At 67.6% G+C, this 25,628-nt stretch carries 23 protein-coding genes and 1 tRNA gene; 13 read left to right on the forward strand and 11 right to left on the reverse strand.

Annotation, left to right across the window (positions count from 1 at the left end):
• From D579_RS0105370 to guaB, 4 genes are all read right to left on the reverse strand, one after another.
• On the reverse strand, positions 1-810 hold the full coding sequence (locus D579_RS0105370) for a cytochrome b5 domain-containing protein (RefSeq protein WP_018951323.1): 810 nt from the start codon (positions 808-810) through the stop codon (positions 1-3).
• Entirely contained in the window at positions 807-2,105 is a 1,299-nt protein-coding gene (locus D579_RS0105375) for a ferric reductase-like transmembrane domain-containing protein (protein ID WP_018650430.1), read from the reverse strand. The genes D579_RS0105370 and D579_RS0105375 overlap by 4 nt, the downstream gene beginning before the upstream one ends.
• Before the next feature lie 203 nt (positions 2,106-2,308).
• Positions 2,309-3,886, reverse strand: a complete 1,578-nt coding sequence (gene guaA, locus D579_RS0105380; RefSeq protein ID WP_018650431.1) for a glutamine-hydrolyzing GMP synthase — start codon at positions 3,884-3,886, stop codon at positions 2,309-2,311.
• Positions 3,887-3,957: 71 nt separating this feature from the next.
• Complete coding sequence (guaB, locus tag D579_RS0105385; protein WP_018650432.1) at positions 3,958-5,418, reverse strand: IMP dehydrogenase; 1,461 nt, start codon at positions 5,416-5,418, stop codon at positions 3,958-3,960.
• Positions 5,419-5,608: 190 nt separating this feature from the next.
• Between guaB and D579_RS0105390 the strand changes: the two genes are divergently transcribed.
• Both D579_RS0105390 and xseA read left to right on the forward strand, forming a co-directional pair.
• Positions 5,609-6,382: a DUF4197 domain-containing protein gene (locus D579_RS0105390; protein ID WP_018951324.1), complete on the forward strand. Its 774-nt coding sequence runs from the start codon at positions 5,609-5,611 to the stop codon at positions 6,380-6,382.
• A gap of 14 nt (positions 6,383-6,396) precedes the next feature.
• Positions 6,397-7,806 carry an exodeoxyribonuclease VII large subunit gene (gene xseA, locus D579_RS0105395; RefSeq protein WP_018951325.1) on the forward strand — a complete coding sequence of 470 codons (1,410 nt, stop codon included), beginning with the start codon at positions 6,397-6,399 and terminating at the stop codon, positions 7,804-7,806.
• Between the two features lie 310 nt (positions 7,807-8,116).
• On the opposite strand, the gene proB is transcribed toward xseA, so the two are convergent.
• The 4 genes from proB to rplU all read right to left on the reverse strand — a co-directional run bounded on the left by proB (position 8,117) and on the right by rplU (position 11,009).
• Positions 8,117-9,250, reverse strand: a complete 1,134-nt coding sequence (gene proB, locus D579_RS0105400; RefSeq protein ID WP_018176510.1) for a glutamate 5-kinase — start codon at positions 9,248-9,250, stop codon at positions 8,117-8,119.
• Entirely contained in the window at positions 9,247-10,329 is a 1,083-nt protein-coding gene (gene cgtA, locus D579_RS0105405) for an Obg family GTPase CgtA (protein WP_018650435.1), read from the reverse strand. Before cgtA ends, proB begins: the two co-directional genes overlap by 4 nt.
• 78 nt (positions 10,330-10,407) lie before the next feature.
• On the reverse strand, positions 10,408-10,668 hold the full coding sequence (rpmA, locus tag D579_RS0105410) for a 50S ribosomal protein L27 (RefSeq protein WP_017941884.1): 261 nt from the start codon (positions 10,666-10,668) through the stop codon (positions 10,408-10,410).
• A gap of 29 nt (positions 10,669-10,697) precedes the next feature.
• Positions 10,698-11,009, reverse strand: coding sequence for a 50S ribosomal protein L21 (gene rplU / locus D579_RS0105415; RefSeq protein ID WP_018146302.1), 312 nt, complete (start codon positions 11,007-11,009; stop codon positions 10,698-10,700).
• A gap of 296 nt (positions 11,010-11,305) precedes the next feature.
• Here rplU and ispB point away from each other — a divergent pair, with 296 nt between their 5' ends.
• The 7 genes from ispB (at position 11,306) to D579_RS0105450 (ending at position 17,531) form a co-directional block, all read left to right on the forward strand.
• Positions 11,306-12,274, forward strand: a complete 969-nt coding sequence (gene ispB / locus D579_RS0105420; protein WP_018951326.1) for an octaprenyl diphosphate synthase — start codon at positions 11,306-11,308, stop codon at positions 12,272-12,274.
• Positions 12,275-12,381: 107 nt separating this feature from the next.
• Positions 12,382-12,458, forward strand: a tRNA-Pro gene (locus tag D579_RS0105425).
• A gap of 101 nt (positions 12,459-12,559) precedes the next feature.
• Complete coding sequence (gmk, locus tag D579_RS0105430; RefSeq protein ID WP_018951327.1) at positions 12,560-13,210, forward strand: guanylate kinase; 651 nt, start codon at positions 12,560-12,562, stop codon at positions 13,208-13,210.
• A gap of 37 nt (positions 13,211-13,247) precedes the next feature.
• Positions 13,248-13,523 (forward strand): DNA-directed RNA polymerase subunit omega, encoded by a 276-nt coding sequence (gene rpoZ / locus D579_RS0105435; RefSeq protein WP_018146305.1) that lies wholly within the window; start codon positions 13,248-13,250, stop codon positions 13,521-13,523.
• Between the two features lie 12 nt (positions 13,524-13,535).
• A complete protein-coding gene (gene spoT, locus D579_RS0105440; RefSeq protein WP_018146306.1) occupies positions 13,536-15,716 on the forward strand; it encodes a bifunctional GTP diphosphokinase/guanosine-3',5'-bis pyrophosphate 3'-pyrophosphohydrolase in 2,181 nt (726 codons plus the stop codon).
• Positions 15,717-15,791: 75 nt separating this feature from the next.
• Entirely contained in the window at positions 15,792-16,868 is a 1,077-nt protein-coding gene (locus tag D579_RS0105445; protein WP_018951328.1) for an SO_0444 family Cu/Zn efflux transporter, read from the forward strand.
• On the forward strand, positions 16,869-17,531 hold the full coding sequence (locus tag D579_RS0105450) for an O-methyltransferase (RefSeq protein WP_018951329.1): 663 nt from the start codon (positions 16,869-16,871) through the stop codon (positions 17,529-17,531).
• Positions 17,532-17,614: 83 nt separating this feature from the next.
• On the opposite strand, the gene D579_RS0105455 is transcribed toward D579_RS0105450, so the two are convergent.
• Entirely contained in the window at positions 17,615-17,875 is a 261-nt protein-coding gene (locus D579_RS0105455) for a hypothetical protein (protein WP_018951330.1), read from the reverse strand.
• A 281-nt stretch (positions 17,876-18,156) separates the two neighbouring features.
• On the opposite strand from D579_RS0105455, the gene D579_RS0105460 reads away from it, so the two are divergent.
• The 3 genes from D579_RS0105460 to D579_RS0105470 all read left to right on the forward strand — a co-directional run bounded on the left by D579_RS0105460 (position 18,157) and on the right by D579_RS0105470 (position 21,490).
• The gene (locus D579_RS0105460; RefSeq protein WP_018951331.1) at positions 18,157-18,696 is read left to right on the forward strand and encodes a hypothetical protein; all 540 of its coding nucleotides are present in this window, start codon (positions 18,157-18,159) and stop codon (positions 18,694-18,696) included.
• Positions 18,696-19,220 (forward strand): cytochrome c, encoded by a 525-nt coding sequence (locus D579_RS0105465; protein WP_018951332.1) that lies wholly within the window; start codon positions 18,696-18,698, stop codon positions 19,218-19,220. The genes D579_RS0105460 and D579_RS0105465 overlap by 1 nt, the downstream gene beginning before the upstream one ends.
• A 194-nt stretch (positions 19,221-19,414) precedes the next feature.
• On the forward strand, positions 19,415-21,490 hold the full coding sequence (locus D579_RS0105470) for a bifunctional diguanylate cyclase/phosphodiesterase (protein ID WP_018951333.1): 2,076 nt from the start codon (positions 19,415-19,417) through the stop codon (positions 21,488-21,490).
• A gap of 45 nt (positions 21,491-21,535) precedes the next feature.
• Here D579_RS0105470 and D579_RS0105475 read toward each other — a convergent pair whose 3' ends face one another.
• Together D579_RS0105475 and D579_RS0105480 are read right to left on the reverse strand one after the other, a co-directional pair.
• Positions 21,536-24,295: a cation-transporting P-type ATPase gene (locus D579_RS0105475; RefSeq protein ID WP_018951334.1), complete on the reverse strand. Its 2,760-nt coding sequence runs from the start codon at positions 24,293-24,295 to the stop codon at positions 21,536-21,538.
• A 121-nt stretch (positions 24,296-24,416) separates the two neighbouring features.
• Positions 24,417-24,959 (reverse strand): hypothetical protein, encoded by a 543-nt coding sequence (locus tag D579_RS0105480; RefSeq protein ID WP_018937999.1) that lies wholly within the window; start codon positions 24,957-24,959, stop codon positions 24,417-24,419.
• Positions 24,960-25,252: 293 nt separating this feature from the next.
• Here D579_RS0105480 and D579_RS0105485 point away from each other — a divergent pair, with 293 nt between their 5' ends.
• Entirely contained in the window at positions 25,253-25,573 is a 321-nt protein-coding gene (locus tag D579_RS0105485) for a high-potential iron-sulfur protein (protein WP_018938000.1), read from the forward strand.
• The last annotated feature ends 55 nt before the right edge of the window (positions 25,574-25,628 follow it).

Consider the following 25,628-nt stretch of genomic DNA (forward strand, 5'->3'; position numbering starts at 1 on the left):
TCACGGCCACTGATAGACGCCGCGGTTGAGCGCATCACGAATGGCCGAGATCAGCTTGTTGCCTCTCAGCGTCGCGCCGGTAAAGGCGTCAATGTCGTCCACCACCTCCTCCGGCGCGTAGAGATCGAATAGGGCCGATAGCGGCCGCCCTTCGAGGTAATCGATGGCCTGACGGTGCTGGCGCATCACGGCATGAAGTTCCTCGTGCTCCTCAAGCGCCAGATAATCCACTCCCTGGTAGCTCAGGTACCGGAACCGGACGTTGTGGAAATGATGGTCCCGCAGATCGAACTGGATATTGACCTGCATCGCGCCCCGGTCCGAAAACACGCCTCGATAGCGCCCGTCCAGGTACGTCCCGGGCGACAGGCCGAGCAGCACCCGGCCCGGCGGATGGGTGGCGGGTTCCCGCGTGGGCGCTGAAGCCTCGGGCCGTGCCTGGGGTGCCGGTGCATCGGCCAGTTGCCCTACCCGGTACTGTTCCAGCATGACGGCGGCCCTGGGGCTGTGCGGACGCCCGGGCGTCTTGTTGTACCAGCCTTCGGTGGCATCACGGCCGCACCACTCCAGTATCACGTCCTCGGAGGTGGGGTGACGCGGAATATAGTCCGTCACTTCGTACACCTGGCCATCAATGGCCTTCCAGCAGCTCTCGGCACTGTCGTGGGCCGCGAGTTCGGGTTCCGTCACCAGGCGCTGATCGTCGTGGGTCTCGCGGGTCTCCGCGACCAGCGCGCTGACGGCCCAAAGGGTGACGATCACGGTGCAGAAGGCCACGAACGCGGTGTAGGCAATCTTGTTCACGGTCATAGGAAATCAAACGCCTCCGTATGAATGCGGCCCCTGGGTACACCGGCGCGGCTTAGAAGCCCCATCAGGTGATGCACCATGCCGGGCGGCCCGCAGATGTAGATCTCCCGTTCCTCCAGGTCCGGGCAATGCGAGCGGATGAACGCTTCGTCCACGGGGCCGCGATCCTGGAAATAATGGATCTGTGCATCGAAATGCGGGTGCCCCTGCGCGATCTCCCGAAGCTCGTCCATGTAATAGGCGCGGTCCGGTCGATTGGCCAGGTAGATCAGGGTGACCTCCGGCCCGGCCCCGGGCTCCCGCTGGAGGGCCCGGGCGCCGGACACGAGGGGCGTAATGCCGATGCCGCCACCGAACCAGAGCTGCCGGCGTTGCGGCTCGCATCGCTCGAAGAACTGCCCGTAGGGGCCCTCGATCTGCACGGCGGTTCCCGGTGTCACCGTCTGCAATGCCCGGCTGGCGTCGCCCAGGGCCTTGATGCCCACCCGGACAACGTCCTCGCCTGGCGCCGAAGAGATGGTGTAGGGGTGCTCTTCCCCCCGGCCGGCTTCCAGGCCCGGGTCGTGGGGGGTGAGGTACATGAACTGTCCCGCGGCATGCGACATGGCCCGGCCCCTCGGGGCGAGGGTGATCTCCACCACGTTGGACGCAAGGGCGGTCACGGCATCGACGGTATAATCATGGCGCCCCAGCCGGGGCGACAGCACCTTGCGCCAGAGCACTGCGGCAACCGCCAGGGCCGCGAGCCCCCACCAGAGCAGCGCATGCTCCACGAGCATGACCGCGTGCGCGAACGCCAGCAGGAACGCGGGCACCGACAACAGGTGCAGACGCTTCCAGCGCTGGTAATGCGGCCTGCCGAAAAACTGAAAGGTGGGCGCGAGAAAGATCACCATCAGCGCCAGTGCGCCCCAGCCCATCCATACCGCCCCGTGTTCAAGGGGCGGAAAGATCACCCGGACGGCCGCTGCCGGAGAAATGGGCAGCGCCCCGAAGGCCAGCCACACCACGTGCAGCATGATCAGGATGAACGCCGTGAAACCCAGTATCCGGTGCAGGGCCCAGATACGCGGCAAACCGCCGAACCAGCGATCCAGGGCCGGCAGGCGCACGCTCAGCATTGCCCCGACCAGCAGCGCGCTCAGACCCAGCACCCCGGCCAGGTGACCAAGCGCCGAGAGCACCTCGGCCGCGCCGGCGCCCGGCCGCGGCCACCAACGCGGCCACGCCACCAGCACCGGCAGCAGCAGCAACACCACGACAATCCAGTCACCCGCTCTGATGCGTCTGAACATGGGATCCGTTTATTCCAGGAAGTCCACCTCGGCACAGTCTAGGTAACCGCCGATCAATGCACACGCTCGCGTTAGTGCACCGTGTCTTCCGAGGCAAGGCGTAGCCCCACGGCCGGTAGTCGTGCTACCGGCCGTGGGCTAAGCAGGATCCTGAAGCCTCCGCTATGACGCCGGTCAGCACCCGCCATTGCGGGTCTTTCCACTCACTCCCACTCGATGGTGGCGGGGGGCTTGCCGGAGATGTCGTAGGTTACGCGGGAGATGCCGGGGATCTCGTTGATGATCCGCCGCGAGACATGGTCGAGGAAGTCGTACGGCAGGTGGGCCCAGCGGGCGGTCATGAAGTCGATGGTCTCCACCGCGCGCAGGGCCACCACGTAGTCGTAGCGCCGGCCGTCGCCCATCACCCCCACCGACTTCACCGGCAGGAAGACCGCGAACGCCTGCGAGGTCTTGTCATAGAGATCGGCCTTGCGCAGCTCCTCGATGAAGATCGCGTCGGCGCGGCGCAGCAGGTCGGCGTATTCCTTCTTCACCTCGCCGAGGATGCGCACGCCCAGGCCCGGCCCGGGGAACGGATGGCGATAGACCATCTCGGTGGGCAGGCCCAGCTCGACACCGATCTTGCGCACCTCGTCCTTGAACAGCTCACGCAGCGGCTCGACCAGCCCCAGCTTCATGTTCTCCGGCAGGCCGCCCACGTTGTGGTGCGACTTGATCACGTGGGCCTTGCCGGTCTTGGAGTCGGCCGACTCGATCACGTCCGGGTAAATCGTGCCCTGGGCCAGCCACTGCACGTTGTCGAGCTTTGCAGCCTGTTCGTCGAACACGTCGATGAACAGCCCGCCGATGATCTTGCGCTTGGCCTCCGGGTCCTGGATGCCCGCCAGGGCGCTCATGAAGCGCTCCTCGGCATCCACACGGATCACCTGCACACCCATGTGGCGAGCGAAGGTCGCCATGACCTGGTCACCCTCGCCCTCGCGCAGCAGCCCGGTATCCACGAACACGCAGGTCAGCTGGTCGCCGATCGCCTTGTGCAGCAGCGCGCCCACCACCGAGGAGTCCACCCCGCCGGACAGGCCCAGTACCACGTGATCGTCGCCGACCTGCTCGCGCACCCGCGCGGCCATGTCGTCGATGATGTTGTCGGCCGTCCACAACGCCGCGCAGCCGCAGATATCGTGCAGGAAGCGCTCGATGATGCGCTGGCCCTGGGTGGTGTGGGTCACCTCGGGGTGGAACTGCACGCCATAGAAGCCGCGATCCGGATCGGCCATGCCGGCGATCGGTGCGGAATCGGTGGAGGCCATCAAGCGGAAGCCCTGCGGCAGCTCGGTCACGTGGTCGCCGTGCGACATCCACACGTCCAGCAGACCATAGCCCTCCGGCGTAGTGTGATCCTCGATGTCACGCAACAGCGGCGTATGGCCACGGGCGCGCACCTGGGCATAGCCAAACTCGCGCCGCTCCGACGGCTCGACCCGACCACCCAACTGCGCGGCCATGGTCTGCATGCCGTAGCAGATGCCCAGTACCGGAACCCCCAGCTCGAACACCGCGTCCTCGGCGCGCGGGGGCTGGTCGACATTCACCGACTCGGGGCCGCCGGAGAGGATGATCGCAGTGGGATTGAACGCACGGATGTCGGCCGCCGGCATGTCCCAGGCATGCACCTCGGAGTAGACCCTGGCCTCGCGCACGCGGCGGGCGATCAGCTGGGTGTACTGGGAACCGAAGTCCAGCACCAGAATGCGGTGGGCGTGAAGATCCTGGGTCATGAGGTCATCCGGTATCCCGGCCTGCGGGCCGGGAGTATGTCAGGTAGGGATACCCGGCCATCGTGGCCGGGTCAGTCCATGCGGTAGTTCGGGGCTTCCTTGGTGATCGCCACGTCGTGCACATGGCTCTCGCGCATGCCGGCGGCGGTCACGCGGACGAAATGCGGCTTGGTCCGCATCTCTTCGATGTTGTGTGCGCCGACATAGCCCATGGACGAGCGCAGCCCGCCCATCAGCTGGTAGATGATGGCGACGATCGAGCCCTTGTACGGCACCCGGCCCTCGATCCCCTCGGGCACGAACTTGTCGGCCGAGCTGTTCGGATCCTGGAAGTAGCGATCCGAGGAGCCCTGCTGCATCGCGCCCAAAGAGCCCATGCCGCGATAGATCTTGTAGGAGCGGCCCTGGTACAACTCGACCTCGCCCGGGGCCTCTTCGGTCCCGGCGAACATCGAGCCCAGCATCACGCAATCGGCGCCCGCGGCGATCGCCTTGGCCAGGTCCCCGGAAAAGCGCACGCCCCCGTCGGCGATCATCGGCACACCTGTGCCCTTCAGCGCCTCGGACACATCGGAGATCGCCGTGATCTGCGGCACACCGACGCCGGCCACGATGCGGGTGGTGCAGATCGAGCCCGGCCCGATTCCGACCTTCACGCCGTCGGCCCCGGCCGCGACCAGCGCCTTGGCCGCATCGGCGGTGGCGATGTTGCCACCGATCACCTGCACGTCCGGGTAGTGCTTCTTGACCCAGGCGACGCGATCCAGCACGCCCTGGGAATGCCCGTGCGCGGTATCCACCACCAGCACGTCCACCCCGGCCTCGACCAGCGCGGCCACGCGCTCATCGGTGCCCTCACCCACACCCACCGCGGCACCCACGCGCAGACGGCCCCGCTCGTCCTTGGAGGCATGCGGGTGCTCGGTGGACTTCTGGATGTCCTTGACCGTGATCATCCCGCGCAGCTGGAAGTCGTCGTTGACGACCAGCACCTTTTCGATCCGGTGCTTGTGCAGCAGCTCCAGCACCAGCTCGCGGTCGGCCCCCTCGGGCACGGTAACCAGGCGCTCGCGCGGGGTCATGATCTCCGAGACCGGGGCGTTCATGCGGGTCTCGAAGCGCAGATCGCGGGAGGTCACGATGCCCATCAGGTCGTTGCCGGAAACGATCGGCACGCCGGAGATGTGATTGGCGTCGGTCAGCGCGACCACGTCGCCGATGCTCGCATCCGGGCCGATGGTGATCGGCTCGCTGATCACACCGCTTTCGTATTTCTTGACCTGCCGGACCTCGGCGGCCTGGGCCTCCGCCGACATGTTCTTGTGCACGATCCCGAGCCCGCCCTCCTGGGCCATCGCGATCGCCAGATTGGCCTCGGTGACCGTGTCCATCGCGGCCGACACCACCGGGGCGGACAGCGTGATCTCGCGGGTAATCCGGGTACTCAGGTCGACATCACGCGGAACGACATTCGAATGCCCCGGGATCAGCAGTACATCATCAAAGGTAAGGGCTTCACCGAGTATCCGCATGCACCACTCCAGGCCAGGCCCGCCGGGACGCAAGGGAGAAAATCCCGGGGGCGGATAAATAGCCGTTCAGTATAGAATTCGGGCCCTTCCGGGACAAGCACAGACACACATGCAAGGGCCGTGCGCAGACGCCCGGACAGCACCCTGATAGGATGCGAATCCATCCCGAGCCCCCTGCCAGGCGAGACCCATGCCCGAGCGCGCGCCTACGGCCCGCATCACCCGACGCACCGCGCTGGCCCTGTTGCTGGCCCCCGGCCTCGGCCTGGCCACTGCGTCCAGCGCTCGCGCCGACTGGTGGCGCTTCGGTCAGGACATGTTCCGCTCGCTGATCGCCCGGCCACCGGAATTCGCCGGGTTGTCGACCGCCGAGCTGATCGAGGCGGTGCACGAGGCCCTGGTCATCGCGACCCACGCCGCCTCCGAGACCCTCAGCCGGCGCAACGGCTTCTACGGCAACCCGGACGTGCGCATCCCCCTGCCCGAGGTGCTCGCCACCACACGGCGATCGCTGGGCCGACTCGGCATGGCCGCGCCGCTGGACACCCTGGAGGAGCGCATGAACCGCGCGGCCGAGGATGCGGTATGGCAGGCCCGGGAACCCTTCATCCGGGCGATCTTCGCGCTCGATCTCGACGATGCCCGCGGCATCCTGCTGGGGCCCGAGGACGCCGCCACCCGCCATCTGGAAACACAGATGCGGCCGCGCCTGACTGAGGCCATGCGTCCCGCGATCGAGCACAGCCTGGACGCCGTGGAGGCCATGACGACCCACCGCGAGCTGGAGTCGCGGATGCGCGACATCCCGTTTCTGGCAAACGTCCGCCTGGACCTGGCCGAGCATGTGCTGGACCACACCATGGACGGCCTGTTCCACGCCCTCGCGGAAGAAGAGGCCCGCCTGCGGGTCGACCCCGTCGGGCGCGGCACCGATGTCTTCCAGCGCGTCTTCACCCGTCTGTAACCATCGAGCCCCCCATGAGCGACGCCCCCGTCTTTTCCGTAACCGAACTCAACCAGTGTGCCGACGGCCTGCTGCGTGACGGGCTTGGCCTCGTGCGCGTGGAGGGCGAGGTATCGAACCTGCGTCAATACGCGTCCGGGCACCAGTACTTTTCGCTGAAGGACGAGAACGCCTCGGTGAGCTGCGTGCTGTTCCGCGGGCGCTCCCGCCAGGCCGCCCGCTTTGCCGACGGCGACGCCGTACAGATCCAGGGGCGAGCCGGAATCTACGGCGCCCGCGGGCAGTTCCAGCTGATCGTCGAGGCCCTGCAACCGGCCGGCGAGGGCCGCCTGCTGGCCGCCTTCCAGCGCCTGAAGGAAAAGCTCGCCGCCGAGGGCCTGTTCGACGCCGAGCGCAAGCAGCCACTGCCCGCCTGGACCCACCGCCTGGGCGTGATCACCTCCACCCAGGGCGATGTGCGCCACGACATCGAACGCACCCTGGCGCGGCGCTTCCCGCTGTTGCTACCGGTCACGCTTTACCCCACCGCGGTGCAGGGTGCCCAGGCCGCCGGCCAGATTGTCGCAGCCCTGGAACAGGCTGCGGCCGAGGGCCGGGTCGACGTACTCATCCTCGCCCGCGGCGGCGGCTCCCTGGAAGATCTACAGGCCTTTAACGAGGAGAGCGTCGCGCGCGCCATCGCCGCCTGCCCGATCCCGGTGGTCAGCGGCGTGGGGCACGAGACCGACACCACCATCGCCGATTTCGTCGCCGATCTGCGCGCCTCCACGCCCACCGCCGCGGCGGAGGCTGTCAGCCCGGATGCCGCGACCCTGCGCCACCAGCTAGCGCGGGCCCGCGAACGCCTGAGCGGGCTACTAGGCCAGCGCGTGGCGCGCCACCAGCAGACCCTGACCGCCCTGCATACGCGCCTGGAACGCCGCCACCCGCGGCAAATGCTGGAACGCGATGCCCAACGCCTGGACGACCAGCGCGAACGCCTGCAGCGCGCCTGGTCGCGCCTCGAGGAACGCGCCCGGGTGCGGTTGCAACACGCCCGGTTGCGTCTGGCCGGCGCCTCGCCCGGCACCCGCCTGGCATCCGCCCGCATGCGCCTGGATCACCTGCGCCAGCGCCTGGTGCGGGTACGCCCGGACCACGACATCCTGCAGCGGCGCGAGGCCCTCGCCCGCCTGCAACGCCAACTGCAAACGGCCACCCACCAGGCCCTCGTCGCCCGCCAGCGGCAGCTTGACGCCACCGCGCGCCAGCTGCGTTCACTGGGCCCGGAGGCAGTGCTGGAACGCGGCTACGCGATCCTGCAGACCACAGAGGGCGAAGTCCTGCGCGCCGCGGATCAGACCGCCAGCGGCGAATGCGTGCATGCACGTCTGGCGCGCGGGCGCCTGGACCTGGAAGTCACCGCCACACACGGCGACAACTGAGCCGCGGTCTCCCGGCCTTTAACCACCGACGGCACACAGACAATCGCGTGTAACAGGAAGACGGGAATCGCGCGAAGGGGTAAGAAGGAAGTGGGTAGCCTGGGGTCAGCACCTGCAAGGCCATCCCGGCCGCAGCGCGGCGGAGAGCCGGGATGGCCTCCGTCACGCACACCCCCACCAACGTGCCCGCCCCCACCGCCGGGAACCCGGATACCTGGTCAGCACACCCCAAATCCCGTAGGAGCGTGCTTGCACGCTCCCACAGCTGTGGTTCCACAGACCCACGCAGGACAGCAGCATCCGGTGGCGGTCAGGAGAGCAGGACGAGATTGTCCCGATGGATCAGCTCCGGCTCGAGCAGGTAGCCGAGCTCGGCCTCGATGCGATCGGCACGCTGGCCGCGGATACGCTGAATCTCGCTGGCCGCGTAGTTCGTAAGCCCCCGTGCCACGGCGGTCCCGTCCGGATCCACGCAGGTCACGACCTCGCCGCGGCGAAAATCCCCCTCGACGCTGACCACACCTACCGGTAGCAGGCTGCTGCCCGATTCGCGCAGCACGCGTGCGGCCCCGGCGTCCAGCTGCAACTGCCCGCGCGAGTGCAGCTGGTCCGCCAGCCAGCGCTTGCGCGCCGCCAGCGGTTCGCGGTCCGGCTTTAGCCAGGTGCCCAGTGCTTCGCCCTTCAGTACCCGCCCCATCACCTGCGCTTCGCGTCCGGAGGCAATCACGGTATGCGTGCCGGAACGGGCCGCGCGTTCGGCAGCCAGCAGCTTGGTTGCCATGCCACCCCGCCCCAGGCGACCGAAATCGGCTGCCACATAGCGGTGAAGCCCGGCATCCGAAGCCCGGCCCTCCTGGATCAAGCGGGCATCCGCATGCTTGCGCGGATCGCGGTCGAACAGGCCATCCTGGTCGGTCAGGATCAGCAGCAGGTCGGCCACCACCAGGTTGGCCACCAGCGCGGCCAGGGTGTCGTTGTCGCCGAGCCGGATCTCTTCGTAGGCCACGGTGTCGTTCTCGTTGACCACCGGGATCGTCCCCATCTCGAGCAGGGCCAGCATGGTGCTGCGGGCATTCAGGTAGCGCGAGCGGTCGGCCAGGTCATCGTGGGTCAGCAGGACCTGCGCCGCATGCAGATCGTGGCTGGCGAACTCGCGCTCGTAGGCCTGAACCAGGCCCATCTGCCCGACCGCGGCGGCGGCCTGCACGTGATGCAACTGGTGCGGGCGCTCGGTCATGCCCAGTCGGCGCATGCCTTCGGCCACTGCGCCACTGGAGACCAGGATCACCTCCAGCCCGCGCCGGCGCAGCGCCGCGATCTGGTGCGCCCAGGACTCCAGCGCCGGGCGGTCGAGCCCGGCGCCATCGGCGGTGATCAGCGCGCTGCCAATCTTGACGACGACCCGGCGAATGGCGGGGAGCGCCCGTGTGGCAGACGCTGTCACGCGGGGTCCTCCGGCTTGTCCTCCGGCGTCCCTGTCGCACCCCGCCGATCGGCCTCGGCCGCCGCCTGCGCGGCCTCCTCGACATGGCGCATCACCGCCTGCAGCAGGGCGTCCACGCCCTCGCCGGTCACCGCGGAGATGGTAAACACCGGATGCGCCTCGCCCTGGTCCGCACGCACGCGCTCGACCAGCGCCGCGAGTTCGTCGGCATCCAGCAGCTCCTTCTTGTTCAGCACGATCCAGCGCGGAAGGGCCGCCAGCTTGTCGCTGTGGTGCTCCAGTTCGGTGATCGCGGTGCGCAGGTCCACCAGCGGATCGGCCTCCGGGTCCGGCGGGGACACGTCCACCACGTGCAGCAGCAAGCGGGTGCGGGCCAGATGCTTGAGGAAACGCGTACCCAGACCCGCGCCCTCGGCCGCGCCCTCGATCAGCCCGGGGATGTCGGCGATCACGAAGCTCTGGTTGACCCCGATGCGCACCACGCCCAGTTGCGGGATCAGGGTGGTGAACGGGTAGTCGGCGATCTTCGGGCGCGCGGCCGAGGCCCGCGCCAGCAGCGTGGACTTGCCGGCATTCGGCAGGCCCAGCAAACCGACGTCGGCCAGCACCATCAGCTCCAGCGACAGCTTGCGCAGGTCGCCCGGGGTGCCCGGCTTGCTCTGACGGGGCGCCTGGTTGGTGGAGGACTTGTACCGGGTATTGCCGAGCCCGTGGAAACCACCCTGAGCGACCAGCAGACGCTGACCCTCGTGGGTCACATCACCCAGGATCTCGTCGGTCTCGGCATCGCGCACCTGAGTGCCGATCGGCACTGCGATCTCCAGATCCTCGCCGGAAGACCCCGTACGATTGCGCCCCTTGCCGTTCTCGCCACGCTCGGCATCAAACCGGCGCTGGTAGCGAAAATCAGCCAGGGTGTTAAGGCCTTCGTCGCCCACCAGCCATACGGAGCCGCCATCTCCGCCGTCACCCCCGTCGGGCCCGCCAAAGGGGATGTATTTCTCGCGGCGGAAGCTGACACAGCCATTCCCGCCGTCGCCGGCCTTTACGGTAATGGTGGCCTCGTCGATGAACTTCATTGCTTGCTTCCCGAAGTACAGAACAAAAAAAGCCCCGTCGAACGGGGCTTTTCGCGAACGCTTCGCTGTCCGGCCGGCTTACTGCTGCGGCTGGATGCTCACGAAACGACGGTTGTGCGGGCCACCCACCTTGAAGACGACCTGGCCGTCAACCTTGGCGAACAGCGTATGGTCCTTGCCACAACCCACGCCCTCGCCGGGATGATACTGCGTCCCGCGCTGACGAACGAGGATGTTGCCGGCGCGCACGACCTGACCGCCAAAGCGCTTCACGCCCAGGCGTTTGCTCTCGGAATCGCGCCCGTTGCGGGTACTGCCGCCTGCCTTTTTATGTGCCATGGTTCAGCTCTCCTGAATGCCTGCGGCGATCAACCGGCGATGCCGGTGATGCGCACGGTGGTGTAATGCTGGCGGTGTCCCATCTGCTTCTGGGAGTGCTTGCGCCGCCGGAATTTCATGATGTGGATCTTCTTGGCGCGGCCATGGTCTTCGACCTTGGCGGTGACCTTGCCACCGTCCACCAGCGGGGCCCCGACGCGGACATCGTCACCCGCACCGACCATCAGCACCTGGTCGAACTCGACCTCGGAACCGGCCTCGGCCTCGAGCTTCTCGATGCGAATCACGTCGCCTTCGGCGACGCGGTACTGTTTACCACCTGTTGCGATGATCGCGTACATTTCCCTGGGACTCCGTTGCGATACCTTGTGTGGACCAGCTGACTGGGAGCTGGTCTCGCGAAAGGGCGGAAATGCTAGCAGCGCTTCTCGCTCGGGTCAATGCCGGGAAGCGGCCAGGCCGCGGGAACGCTCATGGACGGGCACACGCGAACACTCCGTTTTTCGATCCGGGGCGCGCGACAACGGCCCTTGACCCATCCGGCCCGCAAACCGCTCCGGCGCGCGCCCGGACTTGTACATTAGGCAGCGTTTCCCTAGCATGCCTTCGCCCCTCACGACCCGGCTTGCCTACCCCCATGCCCATTGAAGCAATCCGAGAACTGGCGGCCGACGACATGCAGGCCGTCGACCAGTGCATCCGCGAGCGCCTCAGCTCGCCGGTGGTGCTGATCAACCAGCTCGGACACTACATCATCCATTCGGGCGGCAAGCGCCTGCGACCGCTGCTGGCCACCCTGTCAGCGCGGGCCTGCCATGTGCAGGGCCAGGATCCGGTGACCCTGGCGGCGGTGGTGGAGTTCATCCATACCGCGACCCTGCTGCACGACGACGTCGTGGATGCCTCGGAGCTGCGCCGCGGCAACGAGACCGCCAACCACATCTTCGGCAACGAGGCCGCCGTCCTGGTCGGCGACTTCCTCTACTCGCGCGCGTTCGAGATGATGGTCGAGGTCGGCTCCATGCGGGTCATGGAGATCCTCTCCCACGCGACCAACGTGATCGCCGAGGGCGAGGTAATGCAGCTGATGAACTGCCACGACGCCGACGTCGACGAGCAGCGCTACATGCACGTGATCCAGTCGAAGACCGCCAAGCTGTTCGAGGCCGCCTGCCAGCTGGGCGCCATCCTGGGCGAACGCCCGGAACACGACGAGCAGGCGCTGGCCCGCTACGGCATGCACCTGGGCACCGCCTTCCAGCTGATCGACGACGTCCTGGACTACTCCTCCGATGACGAGGTGACCGGCAAGCGCATGGGCGACGACCTCGCCGAGGGCAAGCCCACGCTGCCGCTGATCCATGCGCTGCGCGTGGGCTCCCCCGATCAGCAGGCCGTCGTGCGCCGGGCGATCGAAGAAGGCGGCCGCGATCAGGTCGTCGCCGTGCTGCAGGCCGTGCACGGAACCGACGGACTGGCCTACACCCGCTCTCGCGCCGAGGCCGAAACCAACGCCGCGATCGAGGCAATCTCCACGTTGCCCGATTCGCCCCAGCGTCAGGCCCTGATCGATCTCGCCCGTTTCGCCGTCGGGCGCAACCACTGACGCGGCGCGACCCACGCCGCATGGCGGGTCGACCGTTACCGATAGGATTTTCAGCGCCCGGGGCATGGACACGCCCCGGGAGGCTCGGCATAATAGCGGGCTCGGTTCGGAGTGTAGCTCAGCTTGGTAGAGCACTGCCTTCGGGAGGCAGGGGTCGAAGGTTCGAATCCTTTCACTCCGACCAACCTTCTTCTTGACCCTGGTCTTCCGGCCTGTGGCCCGATTCAAGCGGCCCATCCGGAAGCGGCCAGATCCCGATCACGTTCAGGCCCTGCGGACACGTCCATGACCGCCAATACCCCGGCCGTTCGCGGCACCCTCTATATCGTTTCCGCGCCCTCGGGTGCCGGCAAGACCAGCCTGGTCGCCGCCCTGCTTGAATCGGTGACGGCGGTGGAGGTCTCGGTTTCGCATACCACACGGACGCCGCGCGCCAGCGAGGTCGACGGACAGCACTACCACTTCGTCAGCGCCGAGACCTTCCTCGGGATGATCGAGGACGGCCAGCTGCTGGAACACGCCAAGGTGTTCGACAACTTCTACGGCACCGCGCTCGCCAGTGTCGACGAGCGCCTGGACGCCGGGGTGGACGTGATCCTGGAGATCGACTGGCAAGGTGCGCGCCAGGTGCGCGCCGCCGTGCCGGATGCGCATTCCATCTTCATCCTGCCGCCCTCGCGCGACGAGCTGGAACGCCGCCTGCGCGGCCGCGGGCAGGACGAGGAAGACGTGATCCAGCGCCGTCTGCGGGATGCCGAATCCGACTGCACGCATTTCCGCGAGTACGACTACACCGTGGTCAATGCCGACTTCGACCAGGCCGTGCACGATCTGGCCTGTATCTTCCGCGCCAACCGCCTGCGCACCGTGGAACAGGAGATCCGATCCGCATCCACGATCGGGAATCTGTTGGCGGGCGCGCATGGGTCGGCGTAACATGCAAGTTTCAAGAATTTACTGACCGGAGTATCCGATGGCACGCGTCACCGTCGAGGACTGCCTCGAAAATGTCGAAAACCGTTTCCAGCTGGTGCTGATGGCTGCCCGCCGGGCCCGCCACATTGCCCACGGGAAGGAAGCCCGCGTACCCGAGGACAACGACAAGCCCACGGTGATCGCCCTGCGCGAAATCGCCGCCGGCGTGGTGGGTATCGAGGTGTTCGACGAACACGACGAACGGCCCCAGAACCAGATGCTGGACTTCAGCACCATCCGTCATCTGGAACAGCTGGAAGCCGACGAGCGCTAGGAGATTTTCTGAATGGCCGCTGGGCAGCCAGCTTCGCCCGGGGCCCCCTCCTCGGTACCGGGCGACTCGACCCGATTCCTGATCAGCGATTTATGTTCCGAGCTCGAGTCCTACCTCGAGCCGGAAGAGGTCGAGGAGGTCTATCGCGCCTATCTCCTGGGCGCGGAATCGCACGAGGGCCAGACCCGCAAGACCGGGGAGCCCTACATCTATCACCCGCTCGCCGTGGCTCGCACCATGGCCGAGATGCGGATGGACCACCAGGCGATCAGCGCCGCCATCCTGCATGACGTGATGGAGGACACCGCCACCAGCAAGGACCGTATCCGCGCCGAGTTCGGCGAGGAGGTCGCAGAGCTGGTGGACGGCGTGTCCAAACTGACCCACCTGCAGTTCCAGTCCAAGGCCGAGGCGCAGGCGGAAAACTTCCGCAAGATGATGCTGGCGATCACCCGCGACATCCGGGTGATTCTGATCAAGCTGGCCGACCGCCTGCACAACATGCGCACCCTCGGTGTGATGCGCCCGGACAAGCGCCGCCGCATCGCCAAGGAAACCCTCGAGATCTATGCCCCGATCGCACAGCGCCTGGGCATGAATGCCATGCGCCGCGAGCTGGAGGAACTCGGTTTCTCGGCCAAGCACCCCTGGCGCGCCGCGGTACTGGAACGCGCAGTACACCGGGCCGGCGGCAACCGCCGCGAGCCAATGAAGAACATCGAACAGGCGATCTGCTCGCGCATGGAGGCTTCCGGGATCATCGGGCGCATCTCCGGGCGCGAGAAGAGCCTGTACAGCATCTACCGCAAGATGCGCGACAAGCACCACTCGTTCGAAGACGTGTTCGACGTCTTTGCCATCCGCATCATCGTCGACGACGTGGACACCTGCTACCGTTCGCTGGGCGTGGTGCACAACCTCTACAAGCCGGTTCCGGGGCGTTTCAAGGACTACATCGCGATCCCCAAGTCCAACGGCTACCAGTCGCTGCACACCATCCTGTTCGGCCCGCAGGGCGCCCCGATCGAGGTGCAAGTCCGTTCCACCGAGATGGATCGCGTGGCCGAGAGCGGGATCGCCGCACACTGGCAGTACAAGGCCGGCAGCGAATCCAGCCGCACGGCCCAGAGCCGGGCACGCGAATGGCTGAAGGATGTCCTCGAGATCCAGAACAGCGTCGGCAACTCCATCGAGTTCCTGGAGAACGTCAAGGTCGACCTGTTCCCCGACGAGGTCTACACCTTCACCCCCGAGGGCGACATCCTCGTGCTCCCGCGCGACGCCACCCCGATCGACTTCGCCTACGCCGTGCACTCGGACGTCGGCAACCGCTGCGTGGCCGCCAAGATCGATCGCCAGCTCGCCCCGTTGTCAGTACGCCTGCAAAGCGGCCAGACGGTGGAGATCGTCACCTCGCCCGGCGCCCGCCCCAACCCGGCCTGGCTGTCCTTCGTGGTCACCGGCAAGGCGCGCACCGGCATCCGCCACTGCCTCAAGTCCATGCAGTCCGAGGAGGCCCGCACCCTCGGCGAGCGCATGCTGGAAAAGGCGCTGGAATCCATGGATACCAGCCTGCCCCGCATCTCGCCGGCCCGCCTGGACCAGATGCTGGACGCAATGCAGCTGGAAGACCTGGACGCGCTGTTGATCGATATCGGCCTGGGCAATCGCATGGCCTCGCTGGTGGCCCGCCAGATGGTCGGCAAGGAAAGCCCCGACCCGACCGCCACAGAGCCCGCCACTACGACCACGCTCGCGGTCAACGGCACCGAAGGGCTGGTGCTGAATTACGCCCGTTGCTGCCACCCGATCCCGGGCGACCCGATCATTGGCCAGTTGAGCGCCGGGCGCGGCCTGGTGGTTCACCGCGAGAACTGCCGCAACGTCCTGCACGAGAGCCGCGACCGGTCCGACCGCACCATCGCGCTGGAGTGGTCGCATGAGCCCCAGCTGCAATTCACCGCCGCCGTACGCACCCGCACCGCCAACCGCCGCGGGGCGCTGGCCGACATGGCCGCGGTCATCGCGGATCACGGCTCCAACATCGAGCACATCTCGTTCAACGAGCAGGACGGCCACTCCACCGCGATGACCTTCCTGCTGACCGTACGTGACCGCCAGCACCTGGCCCAGATCATGCGCGGCCTGCGGCGGCTGTCCGACGTCCTGCGCATCTCGCGCCAGCGCGGCTGACAGCAACGCCCCCGCTGATCCGCCACCCCGGGCGGGCTTCTTGCAGGCGCCCCGTGCGCAACGGAAGATCGAGGCATGATCGCCGACATCCTCAACGAAACACTAAGCGTCGCGCTCACCGCGGCGCCCTGGTTGTTGCTGGGTCTGCTGGCCGCCGGCGCGGTCAAGGCCCTGATCCCGGAGGCCGCCCTGCAACGCTGGCTCGGCGGCGCCGGCCTGGCGGCCACGGCGCGCGCCGCCGTCGTCGGGGCCCCGTTGCCGCTTTGTTCCTGCGGGGCCATCCCCACCGCCCTGGCCCTGCATCGCGGCGGTGCCGGACGCGGGCCCACCACCGCCTTCCTGATCGGAACGCCGGGTGTCGGCGTGGACTCGCTGGCCATCAGCTACGCCCTGCTGGGCCCCGTAATGGCCGTGGCCCGCGCCCTTGGCGCCATCGTCACGGCCATCACGACAGGTTTACTGGTGGGGCGCACGCGCGCCGCGACGGACCACCCGGAGGCGACCGGGGCCGAACCCGACACCTGCGGCGGATGTTGCGCGAACGACACGGACTGCGCCACGCCCGAAGCCCCAAAACGCCTCTCCGCACGGCTCCGCAGCGGACTGCACTACGCCTTCCACGACGTCCTCGACGATATCCGCCTGTGGCTGGTGATCGGCCTGCTGGTCGCCGGCGCCCTGCTCGCCCTGGTCCCGCCGGCCACTCTGGCCGCCTGGGGCTCGGGCCTGGCGGCGATGCTGGTGATGGCCGTCATCGGCATCCCGATGTACCTCTGCGCGACCGCCGCCACACCCATCGCCGTGGGTCTGATCGCTGCCGGCGTTTCGCCCGGCACCGTGCTGGTGTTCCTGCTGGCCGCGCCGATCACCAGCCTGGCGACGCTGGGCGTATTCCGCCGCGAACTCGGCACCCCGGCGCTAGTGCTCTACCTGGCCGGAATCGCGGCCACCACCATCGCGCTGGGGCTCGCCCTGGACGCCGGACTGGCCCGTACCGGGGTCGACATCACAACCCAGATGGGCGCCGCCGGCGAGTTGCTGCCCGCCTGGCTCGAGTGGAGCGCCCTGGCCATCCTGATCGTCCTGGCCACACCGGTCCTGCGCCGGTGGCTGGACCGCCTGATCCCTCACCCACACCCGCGGAGCGCGTGAATGTCCAATCGTTCCATCGGACTCGATGAACCGCTGTACCACTACCTCCTGGAGCACTCGCTGCGCGAGCCCGACGTGCTGGCGCAGCTGCGCGCCGAAACGGCCAGCCTGCCCGAGGCGAACATGCAGATCGCCCCGGAGCAGGGACAGTTCATGGCGCTGCTGGCGAAGCTCATGGGCGCACAGCGCTATCTGGAGATCGGCACCTTCACCGGCTACAGCGCGCTGGCCATCGCCCTCGTCCTGCCAGAGGACGGCGAGGTCGTCACCCTGGACAAGAGCGCGGATTGGACCGCCACGGCCCGGCGTCACTGGGAGCGCGCCGGGGTCGCCGGACGCATCCGGCTCGAGCTGGGCGAGGCGCGCAACACGCTGCAGGCGCTGGAGGCCGCCGGCGAGACCGGTCGCTTCGATCTGGCCTTCATCGATGCCGACAAGACCGGCTATCCCGACTATTTCGAACACTGCCTGCGCCTGGTACGCCCCGGCGGCCTCATCCTGACCGACAACACCCTGTGGCACGGAACCGTCGCCGACCCGGACGACCAGCGCGACGACACCCGCGCGATCCGCGCCTTCAATGACGCCCTGCATCACGACGAACGCATCGACCTCTCGCTGGTCCCCATCGGCGACGGCCTGACCCTGGCCCGCCGCCGCTGAAGCAGAGGCTGCTCTGGATTCACCACAAAGCCTCCGGAGCGCATCGAGAAGGACCTGGTCAAGGGCGAATCCTCCACGAAGCCTTACCGGCAAAGGCCGCTGTCGCCAAGGCCACGGCGGCATATGGCACGGCGCTCCACTGACTGCACCACCCAGCCCGCCTCGGCCTCTTCCAGCTCCAGGCGGAATTCGTAGGCACTGACGGCATCGTCGCGCAACCCGGTCAGGCGGACCTCGGCGCGCTCCGGACGCGGCTGGTCGATCTCCAGCCCGGCGTAGTCAACCGCCAGCCCAGAATGCCAGGGGCTGGCCGCCAGCCACGCCATCACCGCGGCACCGGGCATCACCGTGGGCGCCTGCGAAGGCACCGCCTGCGCCTCGAAGGCGGTAGGCGCCGACTCCCAGCCGTCCGGCGCAGTGCCCGTCTCCGGGCCCGAAGCGGACGTGGCACAGCCCGCCAGCAGTACCGTCAGACACCCCCATGCAACCCGCCATCCCCATCGCATCCCGTGGTTCCTCTCGCAAAAATTTCCCTGCGCTCGAACATACCGGACCGCCAAACGTCCTACCATGGCAGAAAGACCAGATCAGTCCGCCGCCCTGCGCGGACCGGGAGGAAGACACCATGAAACTGCTCAAGCTGCGCCACATCCTGATGACGAGCCTTTGCGCCCTGTTGCTGGCCGCAAGCCCGCTCCACTCCGACGAGCATGCGCCCGCCGCAGAGGACGACACCACCGCCAGCGAGATGGAAGAACTGCGCGAATCCTGGGCCGAGACCCGCGAGGAGATCCAGGAAGAAAGCACCGAGGCCGGTGAGGCCACCCGCTCGCGCACCCGCGAGACCCTGGACGCGATGGACCGCGAACTCGGCCGCCTGGGCGACAACCTCCGCGAGGGCTGGGATGACCTGAGCGACGCGACTCGCGAGCGCCGCGAACGCGCCTACGACGGACTGGTCGAGGAACGTGACCGCCTGGCCGAATGGTCGAGCGAGATGCGCGAGCGCTCCTCCGGCGCCTGGGGCGGTATTCGCGACGGGGCAAAGGACGCCTGGGGCGGCGTGCGCGACGGCTCGCGCAAGGCCTGGGGCTCGGTGCGTGACGCCTTCCGCGGCGACGACGAACCGGCCGGGAATGCGGGCGAGCCGGACGTTCAGGACTGATGCGGCGACACCCATCGCTCACCCCCTGGATCGGCAGCGCGGCGCTGATCCTCGCATCCGCCAGCCTGACCGGTTGCGACGGGTTCGGCGGCGCGTCCGGGACCCCCGACCACCTGGAGCGTACCACCGATCCGGAGGTCCTCCAGCGCGGTGAGCGCCTCTACCAGCAGCACTGCGTCGCCTGCCACGGGGCGCAGCGCGAGGGCGCCGAGGACTGGCGCCAGCGCAACCCCGACGGCACCCTGCCCCCGCCGCCGCTGGATGGCAGCGCCCATACCTGGCACCACCCGTACTGGCAACTGAAGGACATGATCCGTTTTGGCGCCGAGGCGCGTGGCGGCGCCATGCCCAGCTTCGAAGACACGCTCTCGGAGGCGGATGCCGAGGCGATCATCGCCTGGCTGCAGTCGCACTGGCCGGACGAGATCTTCGAGGCCTGGACACGCTACGACCGCAACCACCCCACCCAGGCCGACTGGGAAGAGGCCATGGGCGAACCCTGGGTGACCCACCCCGACGGCTAACCCGACGCCGAGCCATACGCACACCGCCGCGCAGCCCCGATACAATGCACACGGAATGAGTCGGCCTGTACCGGCGTCATTCGAATGAGACGCTGCGCGGTCACCGCATGGCAGGGAATGCAGTAAAACAAGGACGGCCGGGAGGGGCCCATGCATGATGCCAAACAGCGCGCGTGTGACAGCGAGCACCGGGGGTGCGCGTGAATCGACGCGCCAACGACTTCGCGGCGGTTAGCGAACAAGCCCGTCTGCAAGGCCTGGTCGAGCAGGAACGCCAGGCAAGGCGTCGCGCCGAGACCCTGGCCGAGACCCGGCTGCAGGACGTCTACGCCAAGCAGAAACAGATCGAGCTGCTCAACACCATTGCCTCGACGGCCAACCAGTCGGACTCCATCGCGCATGTTCTGCGCTCGGCCCTCGCGGCCATCGGGCAGTACCTCGACTGGCCGGTGGGGCATGCCTATCTGACCCGACACGACGAAAACAGCGACTACAGAGAGCTGAACCCCACCGGCATCTGGCACCTCGCCGCCACCGAGCCATTCACCGAGTTCCGCGAGAACACCGACAACATGCCCTTTGCCAGTGGCCACGGGCTACCCGGCCGGGTACTGGCGCACGGCGAACCGGCATGGATCGAAGACCTGGCCGCGGACGACAATTTCCCGCGGGCACCGCAGGCCGCCGCCAGCGGCCTGCGGTCCGGATTCGCGTTCCCGGTCATGGTCGGCCAGGAGGTCGCCTGCGTCCTCGAGTTCTTCGCCGCCGAACCCACCGCCACCGACCCCGACTTGCTGTGGCTGATGTGGCAGATCGGCGTGCAACTGGGCCGCGTGATCGAACGCAACCGCCACGAAGAACACCTGCTCCACAACGCCTCCCATGACCAGCTGACCGGGCTCCCCAACCGCCGCCTGTTCCACGACCGCCTGGCCCATGCCATTGCCCGGGCCACCCGCGAACCCTTCAACCTGTTCGCCGTGCTGTTCGTGGATATCGACCGTTTCAAGGTCGTCAACGACAGCCTCGGGCACCCGGCCGGCGACGAACTGCTGGTGCGGGTCGGGCGGCGCCTGCTGAACGCCCTGCGCCAGAACGACACCGTCTCGCGGCCCAAGGGGGACGAGGCCAACCGCCCGGACGACACCCTCGCGCGCCTGGGCGGCGACGAATTCACCATCCTGCTGGAAGGCCTGCACGAGCCGGTGGACGCCCTGCGCGTGGCCGAACGCCTGCAGGCCGTGCTGCACGAGCCGTTCACCATCGCCGGGCAGGATATCTACGTCACCGTCAGCATCGGCATTGCCACCCGCCCTTACGGCCAGAGCTGCCCCGCCCGCGAGACCAACGCGGCGGACGACCCCGCGCGCCCGGCCACGCCGGACGACCTGATGCGCGAGGCAGACATGGCGATGTACCGCGCGAAGTCACTGGGCAAGGCCCGCTGCGAATTCTGCGACCCCGGCATGCAGACCCAGGCGCTGCAAAGCCTGGCCCTCGAGACCGACCTGCGCCATGCGGTGGAGCGCGGCGACTTCATCGTCCACTTCCAGCCCATCGTGTCACTCGGCGAGGACTGCATCACCGGCTTCGAGGGCCTGGTGCGCTGGCAGCGCAACGGCGCGCTGGTCGCGCCGGACGACTTCATCCCCATCGCCGAGGACACCGGGCAAATCCACCTGATCGATATGCAGGTGCTCTACACGGCCTGCTGTCAGCTGGTGCAATGGGGGATCGACCACCCCGAGATGCCGCTGACCATCAGCACCAACCTCTCCGCCCGGCAGCTCACGCGCCCGGGACTGGTCGACGAGGTGCAGACCATTCTTGCCGGCACCGGGGTGCCGGCCTCCCAGGTGCGCCTGGAGATCACCGAGACCGCGACGCTCGGCAATCTCGACGAGCTGATCGAGACCCTGCACCAGCTCAAGGCCCTGGGCATCAGCCTGGCAATGGACGACTTCGGCACCGGCTACTCGTCACTCAGCTACCTGCACCGGCTACCGCTGGACATTCTCAAGATCGATCGCAGCTTCGTCTCCGGGCTGGACCACGACGAATACAGCCAGCGCCTGGTTCAGACCGTAATCCACATGGCCCGCAACCTGGGTCTGGAGGCCGTGGCCGAGGGCGTCGAAAGCCATACCCACGCCGCGACGCTGCGCGCCCTCGGCTGCACCCTGGCCCAGGGTTACTACTATTCCCCACCGGTGGACGCCGCCAACGCCACGGCCCTGCTTTCCGGCGATGTCCTGGTGGGCTGTCGGTAGAACGACCGACGGCTGCATGAACTCGGAAAAGCATGGGGGTGCGTGTCACACGGCCTGCGGTGCCACCCCGCGCCGGCGCGCGATCACTTGACGCACCACCAGCTTTTCCAGCTCCACGATCACGAACACCGCCAGCCCGAAAGCCAGGATGCGCGCCCAGTCGTCCGCACCGATGGCGGTAGTCCCGAACAGCGTGTGCATCAGCGGGACATAGGTGAACGCCAGCTGCAGCACCACCAGCACCCCGATCGCCAGCCACATCGCGCGCGAGCGGAACAGCTCCCCGCCCGGTAGCACCGGCTGGTGAATCAGCCGCAGATTCAGCAGGTAGAACGCCTGTCCGGCCACCAGGGTGTTGATCGCCACCGTGCGCGCGACCTCGTCGGCGACCCCGGCAAGACTCTCCATGTAGACGAAGTGCCCGAAGGTGCCGGCCCACAGCAGCAAGGCAACGAACGGGATGCGCCACAGCAGGAAGCCGGACAGCAGCGGGGCATTCGGCGCGCGGGGCGGGCGCTGCATCACCCCCGGCTCGGCGCGCTCGAAGGCCAGCGCCATCGCCAGCGTGACCGAGGTCACCATGTTGACCCACAGCACCTGCACCGGGGTCAGTGGCAGGGCCAGGCCCATCAGGATGGCCATCATGATGGTCAGCGACTGCCCGGCGTTGGTCGGCAGCATGTGCAGGATCGCCTTGCGGATGTTGTCGTAGACCGTGCGGCCCTCCTCGACCGCATGGGCGATGGACGCGAAGTTGTCGTCCGCCAGCACCATCTCCGAGGCCTCCTTGGCCGCTTCGGTACCCTTCCCGCCCATGGCCACGCCCACATCCGCGCGCTTCAACGCCGGGGCGTCGTTCACCCCATCGCCGGTCATGGCGACGATCCGTCCGCCCGTCTGCAGCGCCTTCACCAGCCTCAGCTTGTGCTCCGGCGAGGTCCGCGCAAAGACATCCGTGCGCTCCGCGATCTCCGCCAGCGCGGCATCGTCCAGCGCATCCAGCTCGTGGCCGGCACGCGCCTCGGCATCCCGCCCCAGCCCCAGCTGCTCACCGATCGCCCGCGCAGTGGCCAGGTGGTCCCCGGTGATCATCTTCACGTCGATCCCCGCCGCGCGACAGTCAGCCACCGCGCGGATGGCCTCCTCGCGCGGCGGGTCGATGATGCCCACCAGCGCCAGCAGGGTGAAGCCACCGGCCTCGACATCGTCGAAACGCAGCTCGCCACCGTCCGCTTCGGCCTCGCGCACCGCGACCGCCAGCAGGCGCTGGCCACGGGCCGCCACCGCCTCCATCGCCGCGTGCCAGTGTTCCGGATCCAGCGCCTCGCGGGTCTCGCCATCCACCTGCTGCTGGTCGCAAAGCTCCAGCACGCGCTCGGGCGCGCCCTTCAGGAAGATCCGCGCGTGCCCCTCGTGGTCGTGGTGCAGGGTGGCCATGTAGCGGTGATCCGACTCGAAGGGGATCACATCGATGCGCGGGTGGCGTTTGCTCTCTAGGGGCACGTCCAACCCGGCCTTGCGCGCAAGCGTCACCAGCGCGCCCTCGGTCGGGTCGCCTTCCATCACCCAGTCGCCATCCTTTTCGTACAGCTGGGCGTCGTTGCATAACAGACCCGCGCGCAGCACCTCGCTCAAGAGCGGGTCGTCGTCCGGGTCGATGTCCCGCTCGTCCTCGGAGAACTGGCCCTCCGGCGCGTAACCCACGCCACTGACGCGGATCTCGCGGGTGGCCGTACGCAGGGTCTGGGCGGTCATCTCATTGCGTGTAAGCGTGCCGGTCTTGTCGGAACAGATCGCGGAGACCGCACCCAGGGTCTCCACCGCCGGCAGGCGGCGGATAATGGCATTGCACCGCGCCATCTTCTGCACCCCGATGGCCAGGGCAATGGTCATGATCGCTGGCAATCCCTCGGGGATGGTGGACACCGCCAGGCTGGCCGCAGCCAGAAACATCTCGTCCAGCGGATAGCTGCGCACCCAGTAGCCGAAGGCAAAGGTGGCCAGCGCAAGCACCACGATCACCGCGGCCAGCCAGTGGCCGAACTGCTCCATCTGGCGCACCAGCGGCGTCTCCAGCCCCTCGACCTCGCCGAGCATGGTGGAGATACGCCCGATCTCGGTGTGCTCGCCGGACGCCACCACTACGCCCATACCGCGGCCAAAGGCGACCAGCGTGCCGGAGAAGGCCATCCCGCGGCGATCCCCCAGATCCGCCTCCGACTCTACCGCGGCGGTGTCCTTCTCCACCGCCACTGACTCGCCCGTCAGCACGGCCTCCTCCAGGCGCAGATTCTTGGTCTCGAACAGGCGCAGGTCCGCAGGTACCCGGTCCCCGGCCTGCAGGTACACGATGTCCCCCGGGACCAGCTGCTCCGCGGGGATCTCGCGCCGCTCGCCGCCGCGCGCCACCAGCGCGCGCGGGGAGAGCATGCGGCGGATGGCATCCAGGGCCTTCTCCGCCTTGCCCTCCTGGACGAACCCAATCAGCGTGTTGATCAGGACCACGGCCAGGATCACACCGGTATCCACCCAGTGACCCAGCAGCGCCGTCCCCAGCGCGGCTACCAGCAGGATGTAGATCAGGACATTGTGGAAATGGCGCAGGAAGCGCCGGAGAACACCCGCCCGTTCGGGCGGACGCAACTGATTGGGGCCGTAGTGCGCCAGGCGCTCCTCGGCCTGTTCTGCCGTCAGCCCCTCGCGCGAGGTCCCCCAATGTTCGAACGCGGCATCCGCGTTCTGGCTGTGCCATGCCGGGACATCGCGATCCGTGCGGGGGGACTGGGGGTCGGAAAGTTCGGCCATGGGCAACCCATTCGCATGTCAGCGCTGCCCTATCGTCCCCCGGCACCCGGGGAACGGCAAGCCCCAGGGAAACCCTGATCGGTGTATCCCTGGATGCCTGCCTGCCGCATCGGCGAAAGGATCAGAACTGCATCCCGACCTTGCCCATCACGCGCATGTTGTCGGCATCCGCGCGGCGGCCGTCGAAACGGTCGTTCTCGGTGAACTGGTAGCGCGCCTCCAGCCCCAGGAACCACTGGCGATCCAGCTGGTACTTCAGGCTGCCGCCCACCTGGGCCGCCCACAGGCCGTTCGTCTCGTCGTCCAGTTCGGCCCGCACGTAACCGATGCCCGGACCGAAGCCCAGCGACAGACGTTCGTTCGGTTCGAACATCCAGTGGCTGTTGATCTCGGCGCTGGTCATCTTCAGTGGGTCGTCGCTGTAGCGGCTCACGCTGAAGTGATGACGCAGCACCCCGGTGGCCGGCTGAAACAACTGGCAGTTGGCACCGATCTCGACTCCATAGGCCGCATCCGAACTGGCATCGGAGAGATCCGGCGCAACCACCCCGCCCAGCAGGGCCACACTGGGCTCCATGCCGCGCTCGACCGCGCTGGCCTGCGCGAACGGCACCAGCACGAATGCACCCAGGGCCAACATCGACATCGTCTTCTTGTGCTGCATCGCACACCTCCTGATCAACATGAATAAGCAGACGCTAATGGTAGACCAGCATGGCGTGATCTTCATCACGCGCTCACGGAACGCGTGGCCCGGAATGGAATTTTCCTCCCCGCAGTTGCATCTCTCAGCCGAAGCTCGACCCCGGACGGGTTTTCCTGATCCCTGAAAAATTCAGGGGAACCCTCGGCGGCCGAAGGCCTCGAAGGGGGTGAACCCGCCCAACCCGAAAAGGCGAAGTTCGCTCTTCCAAGCAACAAGAAGAACCATCCACTCAGAAGCAAACGGAGGACCTCATGTCCGACCAACCGAATGCAAATCGTCGAAAGTTCCTGCGTCAGGCATCCGCGGCCGTGGCGGCCATCCCGGTGATCAGCATGGCTGGGATGTCCACGGCCAAGGCCGACAACCCCAAGGCCGAGGACGGCCATCGCCACGACTACGTGAACAATGCAGCAGACGCTGCCGGTCACGAGGACTACTCGGAAGGCGAGAAGTGCAAGAACTGCGCCTTCTGGGGCAGCGGTGACGCCGAATGGGGCCAGTGCTTCCACGCCGACTTCCAGGGTGTTCAGGTGAACGCCGCTGGCTGGTGTGACGAGTACGTCGGGGCCTGATCCTGACACCTCCGTCCGGTCCGGGTGTCCGGGCCGGACACTGGCCTCCCGCAGC

It is taken from the genome of Thioalkalivibrio sp. AKL12, from assembly GCF_000377925.1.
Taxonomy (GTDB): domain Bacteria; phylum Pseudomonadota; class Gammaproteobacteria; order Ectothiorhodospirales; family Ectothiorhodospiraceae; genus Thioalkalivibrio; species Thioalkalivibrio versutus.